This is a genomic window from Rhodopirellula sp. SH410 (assembly GCF_055811895.1).
On the sequence record NZ_CM147949.1, the window covers coordinates 1,299,628 to 1,316,384 of the forward strand.

13 protein-coding genes and 1 pseudogene are annotated in these 16,757 nt (G+C 59.0%); 8 read left to right on the plus strand and 6 right to left on the minus strand.

Annotated elements, in window-relative coordinates:
* Positions 1 to 4: 4 nt before the first annotated feature.
* The 4 genes and pseudogenes from coaE to rpmB form a co-directional block, all read right to left on the minus strand.
* Positions 5 to 652: a dephospho-CoA kinase gene (gene coaE / locus SH410x_RS04985; RefSeq protein WP_473675175.1), complete on the minus strand. Its 648-nt coding sequence runs from the start codon at positions 650 to 652 to the stop codon at positions 5 to 7.
* Positions 649 to 4,773 (minus strand): annotated as a pseudogene (gene hrpA / locus SH410x_RS04990) (ATP-dependent RNA helicase HrpA); the annotation flags it as partial. The gene coaE and the pseudogene hrpA, both read right to left, overlap by 4 nt.
* A gap of 376 nt (positions 4,774 to 5,149) precedes the next feature.
* The gene (gene gatC / locus SH410x_RS04995; protein ID WP_473675177.1) at positions 5,150 to 5,458 is read right to left on the minus strand and encodes an Asp-tRNA(Asn)/Glu-tRNA(Gln) amidotransferase subunit GatC; all 309 of its coding nucleotides are present in this window, start codon (positions 5,456 to 5,458) and stop codon (positions 5,150 to 5,152) included.
* Entirely contained in the window at positions 5,458 to 5,727 is a 270-nt protein-coding gene (rpmB, locus tag SH410x_RS05000) for a 50S ribosomal protein L28 (protein ID WP_473675179.1), read from the minus strand. Before rpmB ends, gatC begins: the two co-directional genes overlap by 1 nt.
* Positions 5,728 to 6,016: 289 nt before the next feature.
* Between rpmB and SH410x_RS05005 the strand changes: the two genes are divergently transcribed.
* From SH410x_RS05005 to SH410x_RS05035, 7 genes are all read left to right on the plus strand, one after another.
* The gene (locus SH410x_RS05005; RefSeq protein WP_473675181.1) at positions 6,017 to 6,385 is read left to right on the plus strand and encodes an STAS domain-containing protein; all 369 of its coding nucleotides are present in this window, start codon (positions 6,017 to 6,019) and stop codon (positions 6,383 to 6,385) included.
* A 35-nt stretch (positions 6,386 to 6,420) separates the two neighbouring features.
* A complete protein-coding gene (locus tag SH410x_RS05010) occupies positions 6,421 to 7,179 on the plus strand; it encodes a sensor histidine kinase (RefSeq protein WP_473675182.1) in 759 nt (252 codons plus the stop codon).
* Between the two features lie 16 nt (positions 7,180 to 7,195).
* Complete coding sequence (locus tag SH410x_RS05015; RefSeq protein WP_473677245.1) at positions 7,196 to 8,167, plus strand: AAA family ATPase; 972 nt, start codon at positions 7,196 to 7,198, stop codon at positions 8,165 to 8,167.
* Positions 8,168 to 8,339: 172 nt separating this feature from the next.
* The gene (locus SH410x_RS05020; RefSeq protein ID WP_473675184.1) at positions 8,340 to 8,915 is read left to right on the plus strand and encodes a MaoC family dehydratase; all 576 of its coding nucleotides are present in this window, start codon (positions 8,340 to 8,342) and stop codon (positions 8,913 to 8,915) included.
* Positions 8,869 to 9,993 carry a tetraacyldisaccharide 4'-kinase gene (lpxK, locus tag SH410x_RS05025; RefSeq protein WP_473675186.1) on the plus strand — a complete coding sequence of 375 codons (1,125 nt, stop codon included), beginning with the start codon at positions 8,869 to 8,871 and terminating at the stop codon, positions 9,991 to 9,993. Before SH410x_RS05020 ends, lpxK begins: the two co-directional genes overlap by 47 nt.
* 192 nt (positions 9,994 to 10,185) lie before the next feature.
* The gene (locus SH410x_RS05030) at positions 10,186 to 10,923 is read left to right on the plus strand and encodes a phosphatase PAP2 family protein (RefSeq protein WP_473675188.1); all 738 of its coding nucleotides are present in this window, start codon (positions 10,186 to 10,188) and stop codon (positions 10,921 to 10,923) included.
* Positions 10,920 to 11,819 carry a diacylglycerol/lipid kinase family protein gene (locus SH410x_RS05035; protein ID WP_473675190.1) on the plus strand — a complete coding sequence of 300 codons (900 nt, stop codon included), beginning with the start codon at positions 10,920 to 10,922 and terminating at the stop codon, positions 11,817 to 11,819. The genes SH410x_RS05030 and SH410x_RS05035 overlap by 4 nt, the downstream gene beginning before the upstream one ends.
* Positions 11,820 to 12,010: 191 nt before the next feature.
* On the opposite strand, the gene SH410x_RS05040 is transcribed toward SH410x_RS05035, so the two are convergent.
* Positions 12,011 to 13,327 carry an amidohydrolase family protein gene (locus SH410x_RS05040; protein WP_473675192.1) on the minus strand — a complete coding sequence of 439 codons (1,317 nt, stop codon included), beginning with the start codon at positions 13,325 to 13,327 and terminating at the stop codon, positions 12,011 to 12,013.
* 568 nt (positions 13,328 to 13,895) lie between these two features.
* On the opposite strand from SH410x_RS05040, the gene SH410x_RS05045 reads away from it, so the two are divergent.
* Positions 13,896 to 15,161, plus strand: a complete 1,266-nt coding sequence (locus tag SH410x_RS05045) for an acyltransferase family protein (protein WP_473675194.1) — start codon at positions 13,896 to 13,898, stop codon at positions 15,159 to 15,161.
* A gap of 278 nt (positions 15,162 to 15,439) precedes the next feature.
* On the opposite strand, the gene SH410x_RS05050 is transcribed toward SH410x_RS05045, so the two are convergent.
* The gene (locus tag SH410x_RS05050; protein WP_473675196.1) at positions 15,440 to 16,627 is read right to left on the minus strand and encodes a sialidase family protein; all 1,188 of its coding nucleotides are present in this window, start codon (positions 16,625 to 16,627) and stop codon (positions 15,440 to 15,442) included.
* Between the last annotated feature and the right edge of the window lie 130 nt (positions 16,628 to 16,757).

The window sequence follows — 16,757 nt, forward strand, 5'->3', positions numbered from 1 at the left end:
CTGACTAACAGGGCTCGTCTGAGTCGACTCTGCCTTCGGACTGCCACTCGGTGAGTTTCTGGACCACTTGGTCACGCAATTCCTCGACGCTTCGATCGTTCTGAATCACCCACGAACTGCGACGGCGTTTTTCTGACCAGGGCAGTTGCCGCTGCTCACGACGGGCCAGTTCGGCAGCATTCCAGCCACGAGCGGACAGGAGTTCCTCGTGTCGTTCGGGAGTGACCTGCATGCACCACACCTGATCACAATCACGGTCCCAACCACTCTCGAGTAACAGCGGGACGTCGAGGATGACGTACCGAGCCTCTTGGGCGATCGCATCACGCAACCTTGACTGAATAATCGTGTGCGTCCGTGGGTGGATGATCGCCTCGAGCTTCTTTAGCCGCCGATGCGATTCATCGTCGTCACCAAAAACAAGGTCCGCAATATGGCCGCGTGAGATCGAACCGTCGCTGGCGAGAATTTCGACTCCGAAACACTCAACAAGGTCGGCGATCACTTCGGCATTGCGGAGTTGCTCTTTTGCAATCGCGTCGGCATCGATCCAAACGCCACCGCGTGACTCGACGATCCGTGCGACCGTGGATTTACCGCTGCACGGCGGACCAACGATACCGATCACCAGTGTCACGTTGGAGTCTGTCATGAAAGCAGTTTCTCGCATCGTTTGGGAGACACCTTCACAGCGGTGCCGAGGGGTTGGGCAAACTGGCTGACCCGGAGTTCTTCGATCAACCAGCGAAACTCGGAGTCGGCATGGTCGAACGGTTCGCGATCATCCTCGCGTTTGGACGCCAGCCAACGGCTCCAGAGTGTGGCAATGATCTGGCGCGATTCCGCATCGCGCTGCTCAGCGCTGGCTTTCAGTTTATCGAGTCGATAGGCAATCGCTTGCAGATAGCGGGGGAGGTGTTGCAGGTGCTGCCACGGAGTCCACAGCAGAAACCCCTCGGTAAAGATCCACGCGAGTTGTGCGTCCACGTCCGCGATCGCGGCGGGGAACTTCGCCGGCGAAGTCTCCTCTCGGGCGATCCGCATCGCGTGATAGGCAGCGGTCAGTTTCGGCAGCCAGCCGGTTACATCCTGTGTCGCTTCCCCGATCCGCGCGGGGGCTTCCGCGAGTCTCGCGGCGTACTCCTCCGATGTGCGCACGATGGGACGCTTTTCGACGACAGCGAGGCGTATCAATAGGTCCGCCAGGGAGGGCTCGAGCAAGCTCGCGGGCATGATGGGAGCGAGTTTTATCTTCGCATCGGCGATCGCGGGGAGATGGCGTATTTGAGCTCGCAGATCTTTGCGGCACGCCATCGCGAACAACCGTGTCAATCCCATTTGGCTGCTCGCATCGGCCGCCGACGGTTCGGCAAACAAACGCGTTGATACAAAGTCGCCATGATCGACCACGCCGACATATTGGGCAACCTGGACACCACCGCGTCGTCGGATCACCTCGGCAGGGAGCAGGTCAATATCCCATGCCGTCATCCGCTCACGCGACCAGTTTTCCGCTTCGGTCGTACGATCAAGCGGAGCATCGGCAACGCTCGTCACCGCACCGAGTGATTTTTTGATCGCATCAACGCTGCGGTCTGTCGCGAGCGTCTTCCCTTCATCGTCGACCACACGAATCAGAAAACGCAAGTTCGATTCGAGTTTGTCATTTTGGAAATCGGCTGCGTCGATCCGCGTTTCAGCATGCCGTGTCAGCGACGCACAGAGCGCCGGCATGAATGGCGATTCGCCGCGGCTGGCAGTGATCTCCTGTGTCACCCGCCGGGCCACATCGGCGGCCGGAACGAGCAACCGTCGCAGTCGCTTGGGCAACGATTTAATCAACGCGGTCACCTTCGCCTCGAGCTGTCCGGGTACCAACCATTCGAGCGCGCCGTCACTGACCTGCGGCAGCGCCGCGGGATGGATCGTCAAATGGATCCCATCCTCGTCCGTCCCCGGCCGGAAATGATAGGCCAGTGGCAAACGGGTGGCACCCGAAACGAGTTCATCGGGAAAGTCCTCCTGCTCGATACGCGATGCCGAGGTCTCGAGCAGATCGTCCGGCCGCAGGTAGGGAGTTTCCACTCCGTTCTCCGGTGTAGCGGCTGGAATCCCCGGTTCACGCTCATGGTCGAGCGGCGGTGGGTCGGCCAGCCAAGCGGCGAGGTCGACTTCGTCACGCATGTCGCCCGACCATGACGGCGCGTCGCATTGCCGGTCAAACTTTTCGAGTCTCGCGCGATCGCAAACCCAGTCGGGCAGTCGCGAGTGGTAGAAGGCCTGCAGGGCATAGTCATCGACGACCAAGTCTCGCCGGCGAGTTTTCGCAGCGAGTTTTTCGATCGACTCGAGCAAGCGGCGATTATAGCGCACGAATTTCGCGGTCGTGGGCAGTTCGCCCCCGATTAAACCGTTACCAATCATTAGGTTGCGAGCTTCGATGGGGTCGATCGGCGCCAGCGGCACGCGGCGGCGAAGGACGACCGGTAAACCGAATAGCGACCGCCGCTCATAGCAAAACGCGCCGCTTGCCTTGCGACTCCAGTGTGGATCACTGAACGATGACTTGAGCACATGGCCGCCGACCGCTTCGATCCATGCGGGCTGGATTTTGGCAACCGTACGCGCGTATTGCCGTGTTGTCTCGACAAGTTCCGCGGCCACAATCCACTTTGGCTTCGCTTCAAACACACCGCTGCCCGGCCACAGGAACAGTTTCAGGCCGCCCGCGCCGGTGTATTCATTCTTTTCGCCCGCCATCGCAACACCAGACAATAATCCGGTTAGCAATGCTTGATGAATGGATGCATAGCGATCTGCGTCGACAATGGGCGCAAGCGTATCGGCTTTCTCCGGCGCCGCATCGCTGTATCGAATCGGCCCGATTGCAATTCGACCCCGATTGGCTTGCCGGCTTCTCTTGCCGGAACGCTGGCTTTTGGGCGGGGCCTCTGGTGTGCCAAGGTTATTGGTGGCTAGCTCTTTGAGTTGACGATAGACGTCCGACCATTCACGCATGCGATTGGGCGACAAGAAATTCTGGCGGAGCACACGAGTCATCTTGCCACGCCCGTACTTCGAGCTCATTTCGTCATAGAACTGCCACATTCGCAGCAGGCTGAGGAAGTCGCTTTCGGGGTCGGTGAATGGGGCGTGCGCCTGGTCCGCGGCGGCTCGCTTCTCAGGCGGGCGATCTCTCGGATCGGGGATCTCCATGGCTGCGGCGATGGGGAGGATTTCCGGTAACACACCGTACTCGGCTGCACCGATTAGGATACGGCCCACGCGTGGATCGACAGGCATCCGTCCGAGCTGCCAGCCGATTTCTGTCAGCTCGCCGTCATCGTCGACCGCACCGAGTTCTCGAAGCGTGCGAAATCCCTCGCGAATCGCCTCGACGCGCGGCGGATCGATGAGCGGGAAATCTTCGAGTTTGCCCAGACCCAGGACTTTGCTTTGCAGGACGACGCTGGCCAGGTTCGTACGCCGGATCTCAGGCGTGGTGAATGCATCACGGCTTTCGAAATCCTCGACATCGAATAGCCGTACCGCGATCCCCGGCCCGATGCGACCGCAGCGACCGCTGCGCTGGTTCGCGCTGGCCCGACTGACCGGCTCGACCGGCAGACGCTGGACTTTGCTGCGAACGCTATAGCGGCTGATCCGCGCAGTGCCCGAGTCGATCACGTAACGGATGCCAGGCACCGTCAACGAGGATTCGGCAACGTTGGTGGCGAAAATGATACGCTGCTTCCCGCCGCTGGGATGAAAGATCGCTTGTTGAGCCGATTGGGGCAAGCGAGCGTAGAGCGGCAACAGCTCCACTCGATTCTCGATCCCCAATCGTTTGAAGTGGCCACCCACTTGGTGTGACACGTCACGGATATCTCGCTCCGTCGGCAGGAACACGAGTGTGTCGCCCGTACCGTCCCGTCGCAGCGAATCGATCGCCGCGATCACGTGAGCGGCGAGATCGTATCCACGCGTGGGGCTCTCTGTGACATCCTCCCACGGCAGATACCGCAGTTCGACGGGGTAGCCCCGGCCCTCGACTCGCAAGATGGGTGCCGGAATCACCTCGCCCGTCTCCGCGTCCGTCGTCCCAAAATGTTCTGCAAACCGGTCGGCATCGATTGTCGCTGAGGTGATAACAATCCGCAGCTCGGGCCGACGATCCATGATCCGCCGCAGCAGACCCATCAGAAAGTCAATGTTCAGCGAACGTTCGTGAGCCTCATCGATGATGATCACATCGTAGGCCCGCAGATTGGGATCTGAGCCGGTTTCGGCCAGCAGGATCCCGTCTGTCATCAATTTGATACGGGTGCGGTCACTGGTTTTGTCGCCAAAGCGAACGTGGTACCCGATCTCGTTGCCCAGCACCGTCGAGGTTTCTTCCGCCAGTCGGGCCGCGATGCTACGGGCGGCCAGTCGCCGGGGCTGGGTGTGCCCAATCAGCCGATCGCGTCCAAACCCTGCCTCCAGGCACATTTTAGGGAGCTGGGTGCTCTTGCCGCTACCGGTTTCGCCGCACAAGACGATCACCTGATGATCGCGGAGCATCGACACGATTTCTTCGCGATGCTCCGTAATCGGTAGATCGTCGGGGAATTCGAGTTGGATCTGATCCAGATCCATCGGCGCCGCAGACGCTATCGGTTCCCGCGCGGGCGATTCCGGCAGGGGGTTGAGCGGTGAGGTGAGTTCGGGGCTACGGGGTTTCTGATTCAAAACGTTCAGCTGACTCTCGAATGAAGAAGACTCGCGACGGGCGAGGTATTCTAGCTGGGCAGCGACGCTTTGATTAGCCGCTTGGCCGCTCGCTCGACTCTCGCAGCCCTAAGTGATTTGCTAGCAGGCCGTTAAGGAGCGATCGGAAAATTCCTGTCTAAAATTGTGGCCGAACGCTCCGCGGTCGACCATTTCGACCGCGGAGCGCTCGGCCACTCATTTCCCGCTCGTTCCTAAGTGGGAACCCGCCGCACGCGTTTCCATTTGAGACGCCAATCCGTGGATGTCACCGCGGTCCTAGAGAAACCACCACTTCGAGCGGTTAGGCACGGTGCGAAATCACTGCCAGTTGGTAGCCGGACGCTCCGCGGTCGATCATTCGTGACCGAACCGCTAACGGACTAGGAGTTTTTGCTCGTTAGGAGTTTTTGCCGGTCGCAGCGATCCCGAGCACAGGTGGCACCAAGAAGAAGCCGTCCTGTGCCGCTGGGGCCGATCGCGTCGCGGTATCCGCGGACAGACTCTCGCCTGGGATGTCCTCGCGGAATCGGTTTTGCACATCCAGCGCACTGGTCATCGGCTCGATACCCTCGGTGTCGAGCTGGGAGAGCTGCTCGACAAACGCAAGGATTTCACCAATTTGAGGGCCAAAGCTCTCTCGCTCGGCATCAGTGAGATCGAGCTTGGCAAGGTGCGCAAGCTTATCGAGGTCGACGCTTTGAGACACTATTTCTGGGCGCCGCTAACGTCAAATGGCTTGGTCTTGACCGTCTTGCGTACCTTGCCGCTGCGGATGCACTGCACGCAAACCCGCACGGTCTTGTTCTGGCCGCTGGGCAACGTAACGTGAATTCGCTGCAGGTTAGGGACAAATTTGCGGCGGGTGCAGCCGGTGATCTTGGTACCGACGCCACCGAGGTATTTGGCTTTACCGCGGGTTTCGATCCGGTTGCCTACCTGAACTGTTTTGCCGCACGTTTCGCATTGTCGTGCCATCGAATTCTCCGCAACCGCTATTGAAATCGGTAAAAATGGTGAAAATCCGCAGCATGCCGCATGCCGCAGAGAAATGTTTTGATTTGGAAGCCCGGGAGGATAGCGACTTTTCTTGGTACGGAAAAGATGGGAATCGGGCGGCTCGCGCTTTATTTCTCGCCAAAAAAATTGTGACGCACCAAAAAATGGTAGAGGCTTGTTGCTGCATCCAACGGACAAGGTACACTCTTCTACCCTAAAGGGTCTACGATCGACCCCTTATCCCTTTGGAATGAACTGGAAAGCTCGCATGCCGTCATCGATTACCAACCAAATGCAGGGCGATATTTTGGTCCTCGGTTTCACGGACACAAAAATCCTGGACAGTCAGAAAATCGAAACTGTTGGGAGAGAATTGCAGGACGCCGTCGCTGAGGCGATTCATAAACGGTTGCTGGTCAATTTCGGTGGTGTCTCGTTCATGTCCTCAGCCATGATCACAAAACTCGTCATGCTCAACAAACGCTGCAAGACTCAGGGGGTGACGTTGAAGTTCTGCGAAGTCTCTCCCAATGTGATGGAAGTCTTCAAGATCACGAAGCTCAACAAACTGTTCGACATCCAAGACGGCGAAGAAAAAGCGATCGCCAGTTTCGATAAAAAGGGCTGGTTCAGCTGAATCGGCGAAAACCTCAGTCGTTATCAGGAACTCAATTGAGTCGAGAGACCGCCGCGATGGTTGAGGCCGAACGTGCCGCGATCGCGGCAGAAATCCACGATGGATTGCTGCCCTACCTCTATGCCGCCGCCGCCAAATTGTCAGCGCTGCAGCGATCCGAGGAGACCTCGGCTGACCTCCGGAACGAGCGTTTGGCGGATGCCGCTGAATGGATCGATCGGTCACGCGAAGTCGCGCGAGCTTTGATGAACGGAATCACCTACCCACCGCGAGCACTTGCCGACCCACTCGCTGCGGCGCGGGCCTTTGTCGAGCAAATCGCGGGCGCCTCCGATCAAGGCCCCGCTGCAGACCGCCCGTCACCGACAGTGCATTGGGGTTGGGGCGATGACCGTTCGCCGCTGGCCGACCGCCTACCCTCGACGACCGCCATCGCGGTCTATCGGCTGACGACTGAGTTCGTCCGCAACGCCCTGCGGCACTCGCAGGCGACTCAGATTGAAGTCTCGGTAGCCATTGTCGACGGTCATGCGATCGTGCAAATCGAAGATGATGGTTGCGGTTTTGACCCCTGCGATGCTGATCTGTCCGTGTCCCACGGGCTCTCACTGGCACGTGATCGGGCCGCGGCGGGGGATGTTGAATTGCAGATCGAATCCCACCGAAAATCCGATCGCGAAGCGGCGAGCGGGACCCGAGTGACCCTGCGAACCGCCCTGTCCGCGTGTGGCGTGTCGCGAGCGGCCCATCCCACGAGCAGATCCCGCCCCACCAGCAGGCATCCCGATGAGTGAAACGGCCTCGAACTCCATGGCGCTACACGATCCTGTCACGACGCCGCCTGAACCGGTCGTCGCGGCGTGGCAGCAATTGCAGAGCGTCGCCTCCCAGCTTCGCTCGGTCATCCGAGGCAAAGACGATGTCGTCGAATTGGTGCTGACGGCGCTGCTTGCCGAAGGCTCGATCCTGCTCGAAGACGTCCCGGGTGTGGGGAAAACTACGCTCGCCAAATCGGTCGCGAGATTGGTCGACTTGGACTACCAACGCATTCAATGCACACCTGATTTGTTACCCGGCGACATCCTCGGTGGCTCGATCTACCGGCCGGCCGTCGGTGAGTTCGAGTTCCGCCCGGGCCCAGTCTTCTGCAACTTGCTTGTCGCTGATGAAATCAATCGAGCGTCGCCGAGGACCCAAAGTGCGCTGCTCGAGGCGATGGCGGAAACGCAGGTCACGATCGAGGGCAAGCGGTACGACCTCAAGCACCCCTTCATTGTCATCGCGACTCAAAACCCCGCTGGATTTGAGGGCACCTTTCCGCTGCCGGAGTCTCAACTCGATCGATTCTTGTTTCGCTTGAAAATGGATTACCCCGATCCGCAGAGTGAAATTGATCTGCTCGTTGACCAGTCCAACCATGAGCCCGTATTGGACCTGCAAACGCACATGCATGTCGATGCGTTGGAACTCCTCCAGAGTTGGGTTCGTAACATTCGCGTGGATCGAAAAATTGCGACCTATATCGTCGCCTTGGCCACCGCAACCCGCCGCGATGGTCGACTGCGGGTGGGTTGCAGTCCGCGGGGATGTAAAATGCTCTTGCGGGCCGCCCAGGCTCGTGCCGTACTCGTCGGGCGGGATTTCGTGCTGCCCGATGACGTGCAGCACCTCGCCGTGTCGACACTCGGCCACCGCGTCAGTTCGAGGCATGCCTCGGTCGCGATGGACGAGAATTGCCAAATTATCGATTCCATCGTGAAGCAAACGGAGATCCCCCTGTAAGTAGGCTGCCCCCCCTGTGGAGTAGCCTGCCTATGTTCCCTGGCCCTGCTAACAGGATGGGGGTGGCACTTTTTCTGTCGCTGCTACCCAGGAAAATCTCCCCACATCGCTGCTGTTCGTGCAGAATGGAATATTCAGCGACGAACCACCCCAACTGAATGCACGCTCTTCCATGACGACTTCGACGTTTCGCTCTGACCCGCCTGATAATGCGTTTTCGACTCAATCGCGTACCAGCGGCGTGACTCTGTACTACGAAGACCTGGTCGAGGGGCAGTGTTGGAAGAGTCCATCGCGTCGAATCACTACAGAAGACGTCGCGAGTTTTTCCTCGCTGACGGGTGATTTTGATCCCTTGCACCTCTCCTCCCTGCCAGCAGGTGGGCAGCAGAAACTGCTGCAGTCTCCGTTCGGGGAGCCCGTCGCTCACGGGCTATTGGGGCTGAGTGTGCTCGCCGGCCTATCCATTGAGCATCCACGCGCAGCAACGCTCGCCCTGGTGGGGATCATGGATTGGCAATTCGAGAACCCGATTTTTTTTGACGAGGTGGTTCACGTGATCACGCAAGTCGAGGCGGTTGTTCCACACGGGCGACGCGCCGGCCGGATCACCTGGCTTCGCAAGCTGGTATCGAGCGATGGGCGGCTGTTACAACAAGGCCGATTCGTTACCTTGGTAGCCTCCCACAAGCGTGAACTTCATGGCAACTCGTCCAGCTCAACCGCAGCACCCCGACAACCGCGATAAGCCTTCGCCGCGGAGCTTTGATCATCGCGCTCTGCTCAGCGGACAGACCACGGGCCTGCTGGCGAGTTCGACGCGGCTCGGTCTGCGTTCGGCCAGCCTCTTTTATGGAGTTGGCTCGCGGGTCCGCCGATTTCGATATGACAGCGGGCGGGCGACGGTCAATCACGTCGATGTGCCTGTCATCAGTGTGGGTAACCTGACGACCGGTGGTACGGGCAAAACGCCAGTCGTTTGCGACCTCTGCGGACGCCTCCGCCTGCTCGGACGGCGGGTTGCGATCATTAGTCGCGGCTACGGTGCTGGTGATAGCGGAATCAACGACGAGGCCCTGGAGATGGCCGAGCGATTGCCCGATGTGCCGCATGTGCAACACGCCGATCGCGTCGAGGCGGCACGCATCGCTGTCGAGGAACTCGAGGCCGAGGTGCTGATCATGGACGATGGCTTTCAGCATCGCCGCCTGCATCGTGACCTCGATCTCGTGGTTGTCGACGCGACCTGCCCCTTTGGATTTGGATACATGTTGCCGCGTGGCTACCTGCGGGAACCCGTCAGCAGCCTTCGCCGCGCCGATGCGGTGATCCTCACGCGGACGGATCAGGTCGACACACAGTCGCTCACGGCACTGCAATCGAAGCTTCGCTCCTACCTCGGCGATCGGCCGTTGATCGAAACTTCCCACGCCCCATCCAAGATCCAGCGGGATCGTGGCGAGAGTGAGCCGATCGAATCGCTCCGCGGACGCTCCGTTGCTCTCATTTCTGCCATCGGCAATCCGGATGCGTTTGAAAAGACCGTCCGGGACTGCGGCGGCCGGATCGCTGGGCACTACAAGTTAGCGGACCATCATCCCTACGACCGCGAAACGCGGCAGGCTCTGCGAGCATGGATTGATTCACTGCAAGCCGTCGGTGCTGTCGAGCGGATCCTCTGCACGCATAAGGATGCCGTCAAGATCGCGACCGATCAAATCGCAGGCGTGCCACTGGCACACCTGCAAATTGATCTGCAAATCCGTGCCGGCGAGCAGACATTGCAATCGCTCGTCCAGAGTATGGGCGCCATGCCCACACCGTGAAACGAAACGACTTGATCGGATGTGCTTGGCGATCGCGAGACAATAGAACGCGCCGAGTTCAAGGGTGAACCGAATGCGGTGAGGCATCGGGTAGCGCGAGCCACCCGGCCGCTGACGCGACTCGGCTCATGGAATCAACACGCCGCCAGGTGACGTTCTTTAGGCACAATAATTGCTGAATAGCATCGCACCATGAGCACACCCCCTCCCACGCCTCGCCCGAACTGGTTGCATCGTTTCGTACGCTTTCTGTGGGGGCGTGAACCGATCGTGCTGCTGGTGCTCTTGGTGGTGCTGTTAGGCAGTTGGGGGTTCATCGCGATCACCGACGAAGTGCTTGAGGGTGACACGCAGTCGCTCGATCGGTGGGCCGTTCGCAGTCTCCGGCACGCCGACGACTTGGCTCGCCCGATTGGTCCAGTTTGGCTGGCTGAGGTCGGGCGCGATCTGACGGCCCTGGGTGGGATTGCCGTCCTGTTACTGGCAATTGCGGGAGCTGCTGGCTTCCTCGCGATCCACGGTGCCTATCGGATGCTCGTCGTGTTGTTGGTCTCGACGCTCGGTGGCATGTTCGCGAGCCTGTGGATGAAGCATTTTTTTGATCGTCCACGCCCGGATATCGTACCGCATCTTTCGCAGGTTTATACCAATAGTTTTCCCAGCGGGCATTCGATGATGTCGGCGATCGTGTATCTCACGCTCGCCGTTTTGGTGGCCCCGTTTTTGCGAAGTTTCTGGATTCGATTTTATGTCATTGCCGCGGCGGTGCTGTTGACCGTGTTGGTCGGCATCAGCCGCGTGTACATGGGGGTGCATTATCCAACGGATATCCTGGCGGGCTGGGCCGCTGGCCTGGTCTGGGCACTGCTGTGTTGGTTGGTGGCCCGCGCTATCCCTCATTCTCAAGCCAAACAGCAGCCGCGATCATGAAACAACTCGTCTTTTACAACCAGAACGCTGGGAAAGCCTCGCAGATCAATGCACTTCGCACGGCGCTCGCCGCGGACGAGACAACCTGGGTCGAGCTCAATCGCGAGGTCGAGATTGCCTATGAGATTCAACGTTTCGTGGCTGCGGGCGGGGAGACGGTCGTTGCCGCAGGTGGCGACGGGACGGTGCACGCAGTCGTCAATGGCATGATGCAAATCGAACCGCTCAGTCGCCCCAAGATGGCGATCGTGCCTTTGGGAACGGCCAACGATTTTGCCGGAACACTGCGCATTCCCGACGAGGTCGAAGCGGCTGTCGCGGTGATCCATCACGGCATCGCCCGGGCCATGGATGTGATCCACGTTCATGGAGATGGTTGGGATCGATATTGTTCCAACGTTGCCGCCGGGGGCAACTGCGTTCGCGTGTCCGAAGAGTTAACCGACGAGATCAAATCACGCTGGGGAGCGATGTGCTACGTGCGTGGAGCCATTGGTGTCCTGGCCGACATGCAGAGCTACCGGATCACTGCCGAACTCGATGATCAACGGATCGAAAATCTCGATACGTGGGCGGTATTGATCGCCAATGGAAAGACCAATGCAGGACGCATCGAAGTCGCCCCCGAAGCCTCGCCTTCGGACGGCATGTTTGACGTCATCATCATTCGCGACGGCACCGTCCTGGATATGGTGGATATCGTTGCGAAGAACCTCACCGGCCAATTCCTCGAAAGTGAACAAGTACTCTTTCGCAAAGCCAAACGGTTTCGCTTGCACTCGCAACCACCGATGAGATTCACGCTCGATGGTGAATTGATGGACGAGCAGCCGATCGAATTCGAGGTCATCGTGGGGGCAATCGTTACCTTCGTCGGGCCGGAATTTCGAGGGTAAGGACAACGAGAGCGACATGCAGCATCGGCTGCCAGCCCGTGATCCTTGATTCCGCCATGTACGGGGACGCCGACGCTGCGCAATCATAAACGCGACGGCAGCTCACCAATCTGGATGCAGTGACATTCGGTCAATCGCGAGCGTTGCCGGAATCCATGCATTGGGGTAACGCAGTTTGGATTCGGTGTTTGTCATTTTTGAGGCTCAATCCAGTTGCCGCCGAGCATGACGCGGGTGACATGATCGAGATCGCCAACGGTCTCGTCGGGGGCTCCATCCACGATGATGAGGTCTGCCAATTTGCCGGGTTCGATTGTGCCCAAGCGATCCTGCACACCGAAGAACTCACTGTTCGTCTTGGTTGCCGCTGTGATGACTTCGAGCGGTGTCATGCCCGCTTCGACCATCAGTTCGACTTCTCGAAGATAGGCTTTGCCGGTGCCGGCAAATGGAGCTGAGGTGTGTGAGCCGACGACTATCTTTACTCCGTGCCGATGACAATGCTGGACAAACCGAAGCATGTTTGCAAACGCAGAACTGGCCACTGGCGTGGCGTCCTTCTCTCCAGCACGGGCCTCGAAGATGGCCAGCGTCGGCGAGACGAAAGTACCTTGCTCGATGAGTTGGTCCAGTAACGGCCGCAGCCTTGGATTGTTGTCCAGTTCAATATTGCTCCATAGCCGGGGCCGCCACTCGCGACGTGCATTGGAGTCATTCCCGACGACTTCCTCAAAGATCCTCGCCTGCTTTGGGTCAGCCAATGCGGTTCCGAACGAGGTGACATGTTCGATGCCGTCGACCCCTGCCTGGATTGCTGCGTCGGCCCTGACGAGTTCCAGGTGCGCGGTGACCGGAATGCCATGCCGATCGGCCGCATCGCAAGCTGCCGCGATGTGCTCGACCGGCAAACGCATGTAGATCTTGATCGCCGAAGCCCCATGCGCCACATGATCGTCGACGGCTTCGGCAGCTTGCTCGGGGGTCTCGATGACAACTGCTTGCTGCGGCCACGCTGGCGGGGCGGCATCGAGATGACCGCCGCAGAGAAAGATGCGGGGGACCGTCAAAGGGTTGCTCCCTAACCAGCGATAAAATTTGAACGGATGGCCAGGATCTCGGAATGAGGTAATGCCGTTGTTGAGTTCGTACTGGATCGGTCCGTCAGCCGAGTCGCGGGAATGAAAGTGTGAATCCAGCAGTCCCGGCAACAAGGACTTCCCGTCTGCGTCAAACGTGCTCGCTTCCCTCGGGATACGAGACTCGGTTTGCGGCCCCGCAAAGACAATTTTGTCACCCCGTACAATGACACAGGCGTTCTCGATTGGAGGTCCGCCGTTGCCGTCGATCAATCGAGCATTCGTGATCGCGACCACACGCGACTCGGGTGCCATCGCGATTTGATTGATCTCGCGGTGTTTCGCCCGCGAGGTGGCGTCGTCGGCCAGGACGACCAGACTGCATGGGGTCATTAGCACCATCATCGCTGCATATCGTAGTATTCGTTTCATCGTCGGTCCTTGTTGAAGTTTGCGCCGGCGAGCCATTGAATCGTTGCCGGCGACGGTGCGTCTCTCGTCAGCCCTTGGGGTGTCGATTGTAGTACAACTGGGCAACCGACTTCAGTTGCAAGCGGCCGCGGTGCGTGCAGACGATCGCCGCGAGTGCTCACCGTCATCGCCGCAACGTGTGGGCGCACCCGGACGACGCGCATGGACGGTTCTCCGGTGAGGATGTTTCTGAAAAGGACGCGCCTACGAACGAGATGTTTGAGCAGGATGCCACAGGGGGAATCACCAAGTCCTTGATCCGCCTGCGAAGCTCCAGCCTTGAGGGTATGATGGTCCTCCGCAGCCGCGCGACGCGGCCGGTTGGCCTATCGAGTCGATTGTGAAAGGCCGCAGTCGGCGGGATTCATACCGGTGACCTGTGATGTGAATCTCGCCAAGACTGGGGCACGCTGTTGTCGGGCGTGCAAGTGTTCGACCCCGTGGCGGTCCAGCTCGATGCGCGGCCGCACATGTACCTCCCGCCGCTCACGCAGTTGCCCCCACCCACCCTCACCGCCGGAAGTAACCCGTGATTCCTGACGCCCCTAAGTCGCCTGCAGTTCTGTCGCCTGCAGTTCCGATGCCTGCAGTTCCGATGCCTGCAGTTCCGGCGCCCGAACGGGCTGCTGCTCCTGCGCGACTGGCGTCGCTCGATGCCTACCGGGGCGCGATCATGCTTCTGATGGCCAGTGGCGGGCTGGGGTTGGCCGAGATCGCAAAGGAGTTTCCTGACAGCTCCGTCTGGCAGCTTCTCGGCCACCAAAGCGATCACGTGCAATGGGCAGGTTGTGCCCTCTGGGACCTGATTCAGGCGGCCTTCATGTTCATGGTGGGCATCGCACTGCCCTGGTCGCTGGCCAGTCGAAGTGCGCGCGGCCAGAGCTTTCAGCTGATGTTGACGCATGCTCTCTGGCGGTCGCTACTGCTGGTCCTGCTGGCCGTGTTTCTTTCTTCCGCTTGGAGCAACCAGACCAATTGGGTCTTCACCAATGTCCTGGCCCAGATCGGACTGGGCTATCCGCTGCTATTCCTGCTCGCGTTCACCAAATCCCGCACCACATGGATCGCCGCCTTTTCAATTTTGGTGCTCTACTGGTTGGCGTTTGCCCTCTATCCGCTGCCGCCCGCGGACTTTGATTGGCAGGCAGTGGGCGTCTCTGAGCAGTGGGATCGGTTGACCGGCTTCGCGGCCCATTGGGAAAAGAATGCCAACTTCGCGTCCAACTTCGATGTCTGGTTCCTGAACCTCTTTCCACGCGGCGAACCTTTCATCTTTAACCGGGGCGGCTACGCGACACTTAATTTCATCCCCTCGCTGGCCACAATGACCTTTGGCCTGCTCGCAGGTCGTCTGCTGCGTAGCGACCTGCCCATGTCCGGCAAACTGATGCGGCTCGTCCTCGCAGGCGTGCTCGGCATCGCCATGGGGCTGCTGCTCGACCGCACCGGTATTTGCCCGATTGTCAAACGCATCTGGACCCCCGCATGGACGCTCTACAGCACAGGGTTCGTGGCCATCATGCTCGCGGTCATGGTCGCGCTCGTCGATGGGTTGGCATTCAAACGCCTTGCCTTCCCGCTGATCATCGTTGGCCTCAACCCCATCACCCTTTACTGCCTGTTTCAACTGAGCACCTCCTTCATCCGTAATCAGCTTCAGATTCACCTGGGCCAGGACATCTTTGCCATTTTCGGTGACTTGTGGATTCCTCTGATGAAACGAGCCCTCGTCCTGTTGATCCTCTGGCTGATCATCTTATGGATGTATCGCCGCAAAGTCTTTCTACGTCTGTGACGGGCGAAGAAACGATGGTGATAAAACGTTCCCTGCTAGATCGGCGGGGCGCGCCCCTGGCCCGCTAAATCTTTGGGGGTGACGCTATTACCCTGCCTTGCATTTTGATTCCAAGCGAAGCAAAAACGTCCCGGTCTCCCCTCTCCTCCACGAAGCGTGGGGGAGAGGGGAGACTGGACAACCGGCACCGGTTGCGGTGCAGCAGTACCGACACCGGTCTGGCTCACTTCCACACGTATGCTTCGCTTCACGGGATCACTCAGCGTCTCGGGAACCCGTCATTCACTTGCCATTCTGAGTGACGCAATCGGGATCACGGCCAGTTCGGCACTGTTTAGGTTGCTGCCTCGGCCACCATTGTTGGAGTAGCCGACATAGAGTTTGCCATCGTGTTCGGCAGCGCAAGGGTAAGACAGGCTCAAGCGGTTGTTGGATTCCCCCGCGAGTCCCTCATGCAGCGATCGACGGATGACAAAGACTTTACTGAAGTGGTTCTTGCCAGGTTCTGACAACGCAATCGTCAGTGGAGACCGGCTGCCACCATTGTTCTTTGCGGTCGTGCAAAGTAGATAGCGTTCGCCGGTGCTAAGCACTCCCGCTGCGGGCTTGGACGTCGTCATCGGCAGATTGCTGACTGATGAAGGAGACCAACTGCGTCCAAAGTCGTCGCTCACTGCGACGAGCGCCACGGCGCCACCGCCATACCTTGCGATGTTGTAGATCGTTTTTCCGTCTACAAAGATCGCTGACTCACCCCACATTCGCTGGACCTCATCTGCAACCGGGATCTCGATGTAGTCCCACTTCGAGAAGTCGTCACCGTGACTGATCGCGACCGCCGCAGGGAAGACACGATCACCCGAATAGGGGCCGGCACTGAAGCCGGGCATGATCCAGTTCCCGTCGGCCATTTGTACCGGCGCGTTCATTGGCCAAAAGCCATTCTTCACGACCACGCCCAGTTTTTTCCATTCGCCTGTATTCTCGTCGAGTTCGTAGCCGCGTGTGTGGACGTCCTGCATTTTCCCGTAATACGACCCCTGGAAAGCCCAGAGTTTTCCTTCGTGCGAAAGGAAGACCCCATGGCTGACGGCAAGATTCTCTTCGTCCCCCGCGTCGATGACGTGCAGCGGCCCCCATGACTTCCCATCGTCTTCACTGACGCGGTACTGTGCTTCCTCCGAAACGGTGTTTTCAGCCCCTTTGTTATGGCCGAATGAAGCGTAGAGTTTGTCCTTGTGCCAGGTCAGGCCCACCCCATGCAGAAAGGTATAGCCGTCCGCTGCCTTGTCCCACTTCTTGATGACGTGAAATTCAGCATCCTGAACAACCGGCAGTTCCGCGGCTGTTGGCAACGGCACCGAGCTTTCCCAGAGCAGTGATTGCTTTGTCGCCTGCGCGTTTGCGCACGGAACGAACACTCCCCAAAGGATGATGGGCAGCAAGAGTTGAATGGCATGGTTCATGGATGATCGGCTTACATACATACAGTAGTGTCCTGCGGAAATAGTGTCTTCAGTGATCTTAGTCGCATTGCACAGACGGTCCAGCCTGATTGGCGCCTGGTCGGATATTCAGGAGCTCATCCGACGGAAG

What these genes read in the sequence shown, in the direction of transcription:
- SH410x_RS05050 (WP_473675196.1), bottom strand. Translation starts at nt 16,627, where the DNA reads ATGAACCATGCCATTCAACTCTTGCTGCCCATCATCCTTTGGGGAGTG.
- lpxK (WP_473675186.1), top strand. Translation starts at nt 8,869, where the DNA reads ATGGCAACTCGTCCAGCTCAACCGCAGCACCCCGACAACCGCGATAAG.
- SH410x_RS05040 (WP_473675192.1), bottom strand. Translation starts at nt 13,327, where the DNA reads ATGAAACGAATACTACGATATGCAGCGATGATGGTGCTAATGACCCCA.
- coaE (WP_473675175.1), bottom strand. Translation starts at nt 652, where the DNA reads ATGACAGACTCCAACGTGACACTGGTGATCGGTATCGTTGGTCCGCCG.
- SH410x_RS05005 (WP_473675181.1), top strand. Translation starts at nt 6,017, where the DNA reads ATGCCGTCATCGATTACCAACCAAATGCAGGGCGATATTTTGGTCCTC.
- SH410x_RS05015 (WP_473677245.1), top strand. Translation starts at nt 7,196, where the DNA reads ATGGCGCTACACGATCCTGTCACGACGCCGCCTGAACCGGTCGTCGCG.
- SH410x_RS05035 (WP_473675190.1), top strand. Translation starts at nt 10,920, where the DNA reads ATGAAACAACTCGTCTTTTACAACCAGAACGCTGGGAAAGCCTCGCAG.
- SH410x_RS05030 (WP_473675188.1), top strand. Translation starts at nt 10,186, where the DNA reads ATGAGCACACCCCCTCCCACGCCTCGCCCGAACTGGTTGCATCGTTTC.
- SH410x_RS05020 (WP_473675184.1), top strand. Translation starts at nt 8,340, where the DNA reads ATGACGACTTCGACGTTTCGCTCTGACCCGCCTGATAATGCGTTTTCG.
- rpmB (WP_473675179.1), bottom strand. Translation starts at nt 5,727, where the DNA reads ATGGCACGACAATGCGAAACGTGCGGCAAAACAGTTCAGGTAGGCAAC.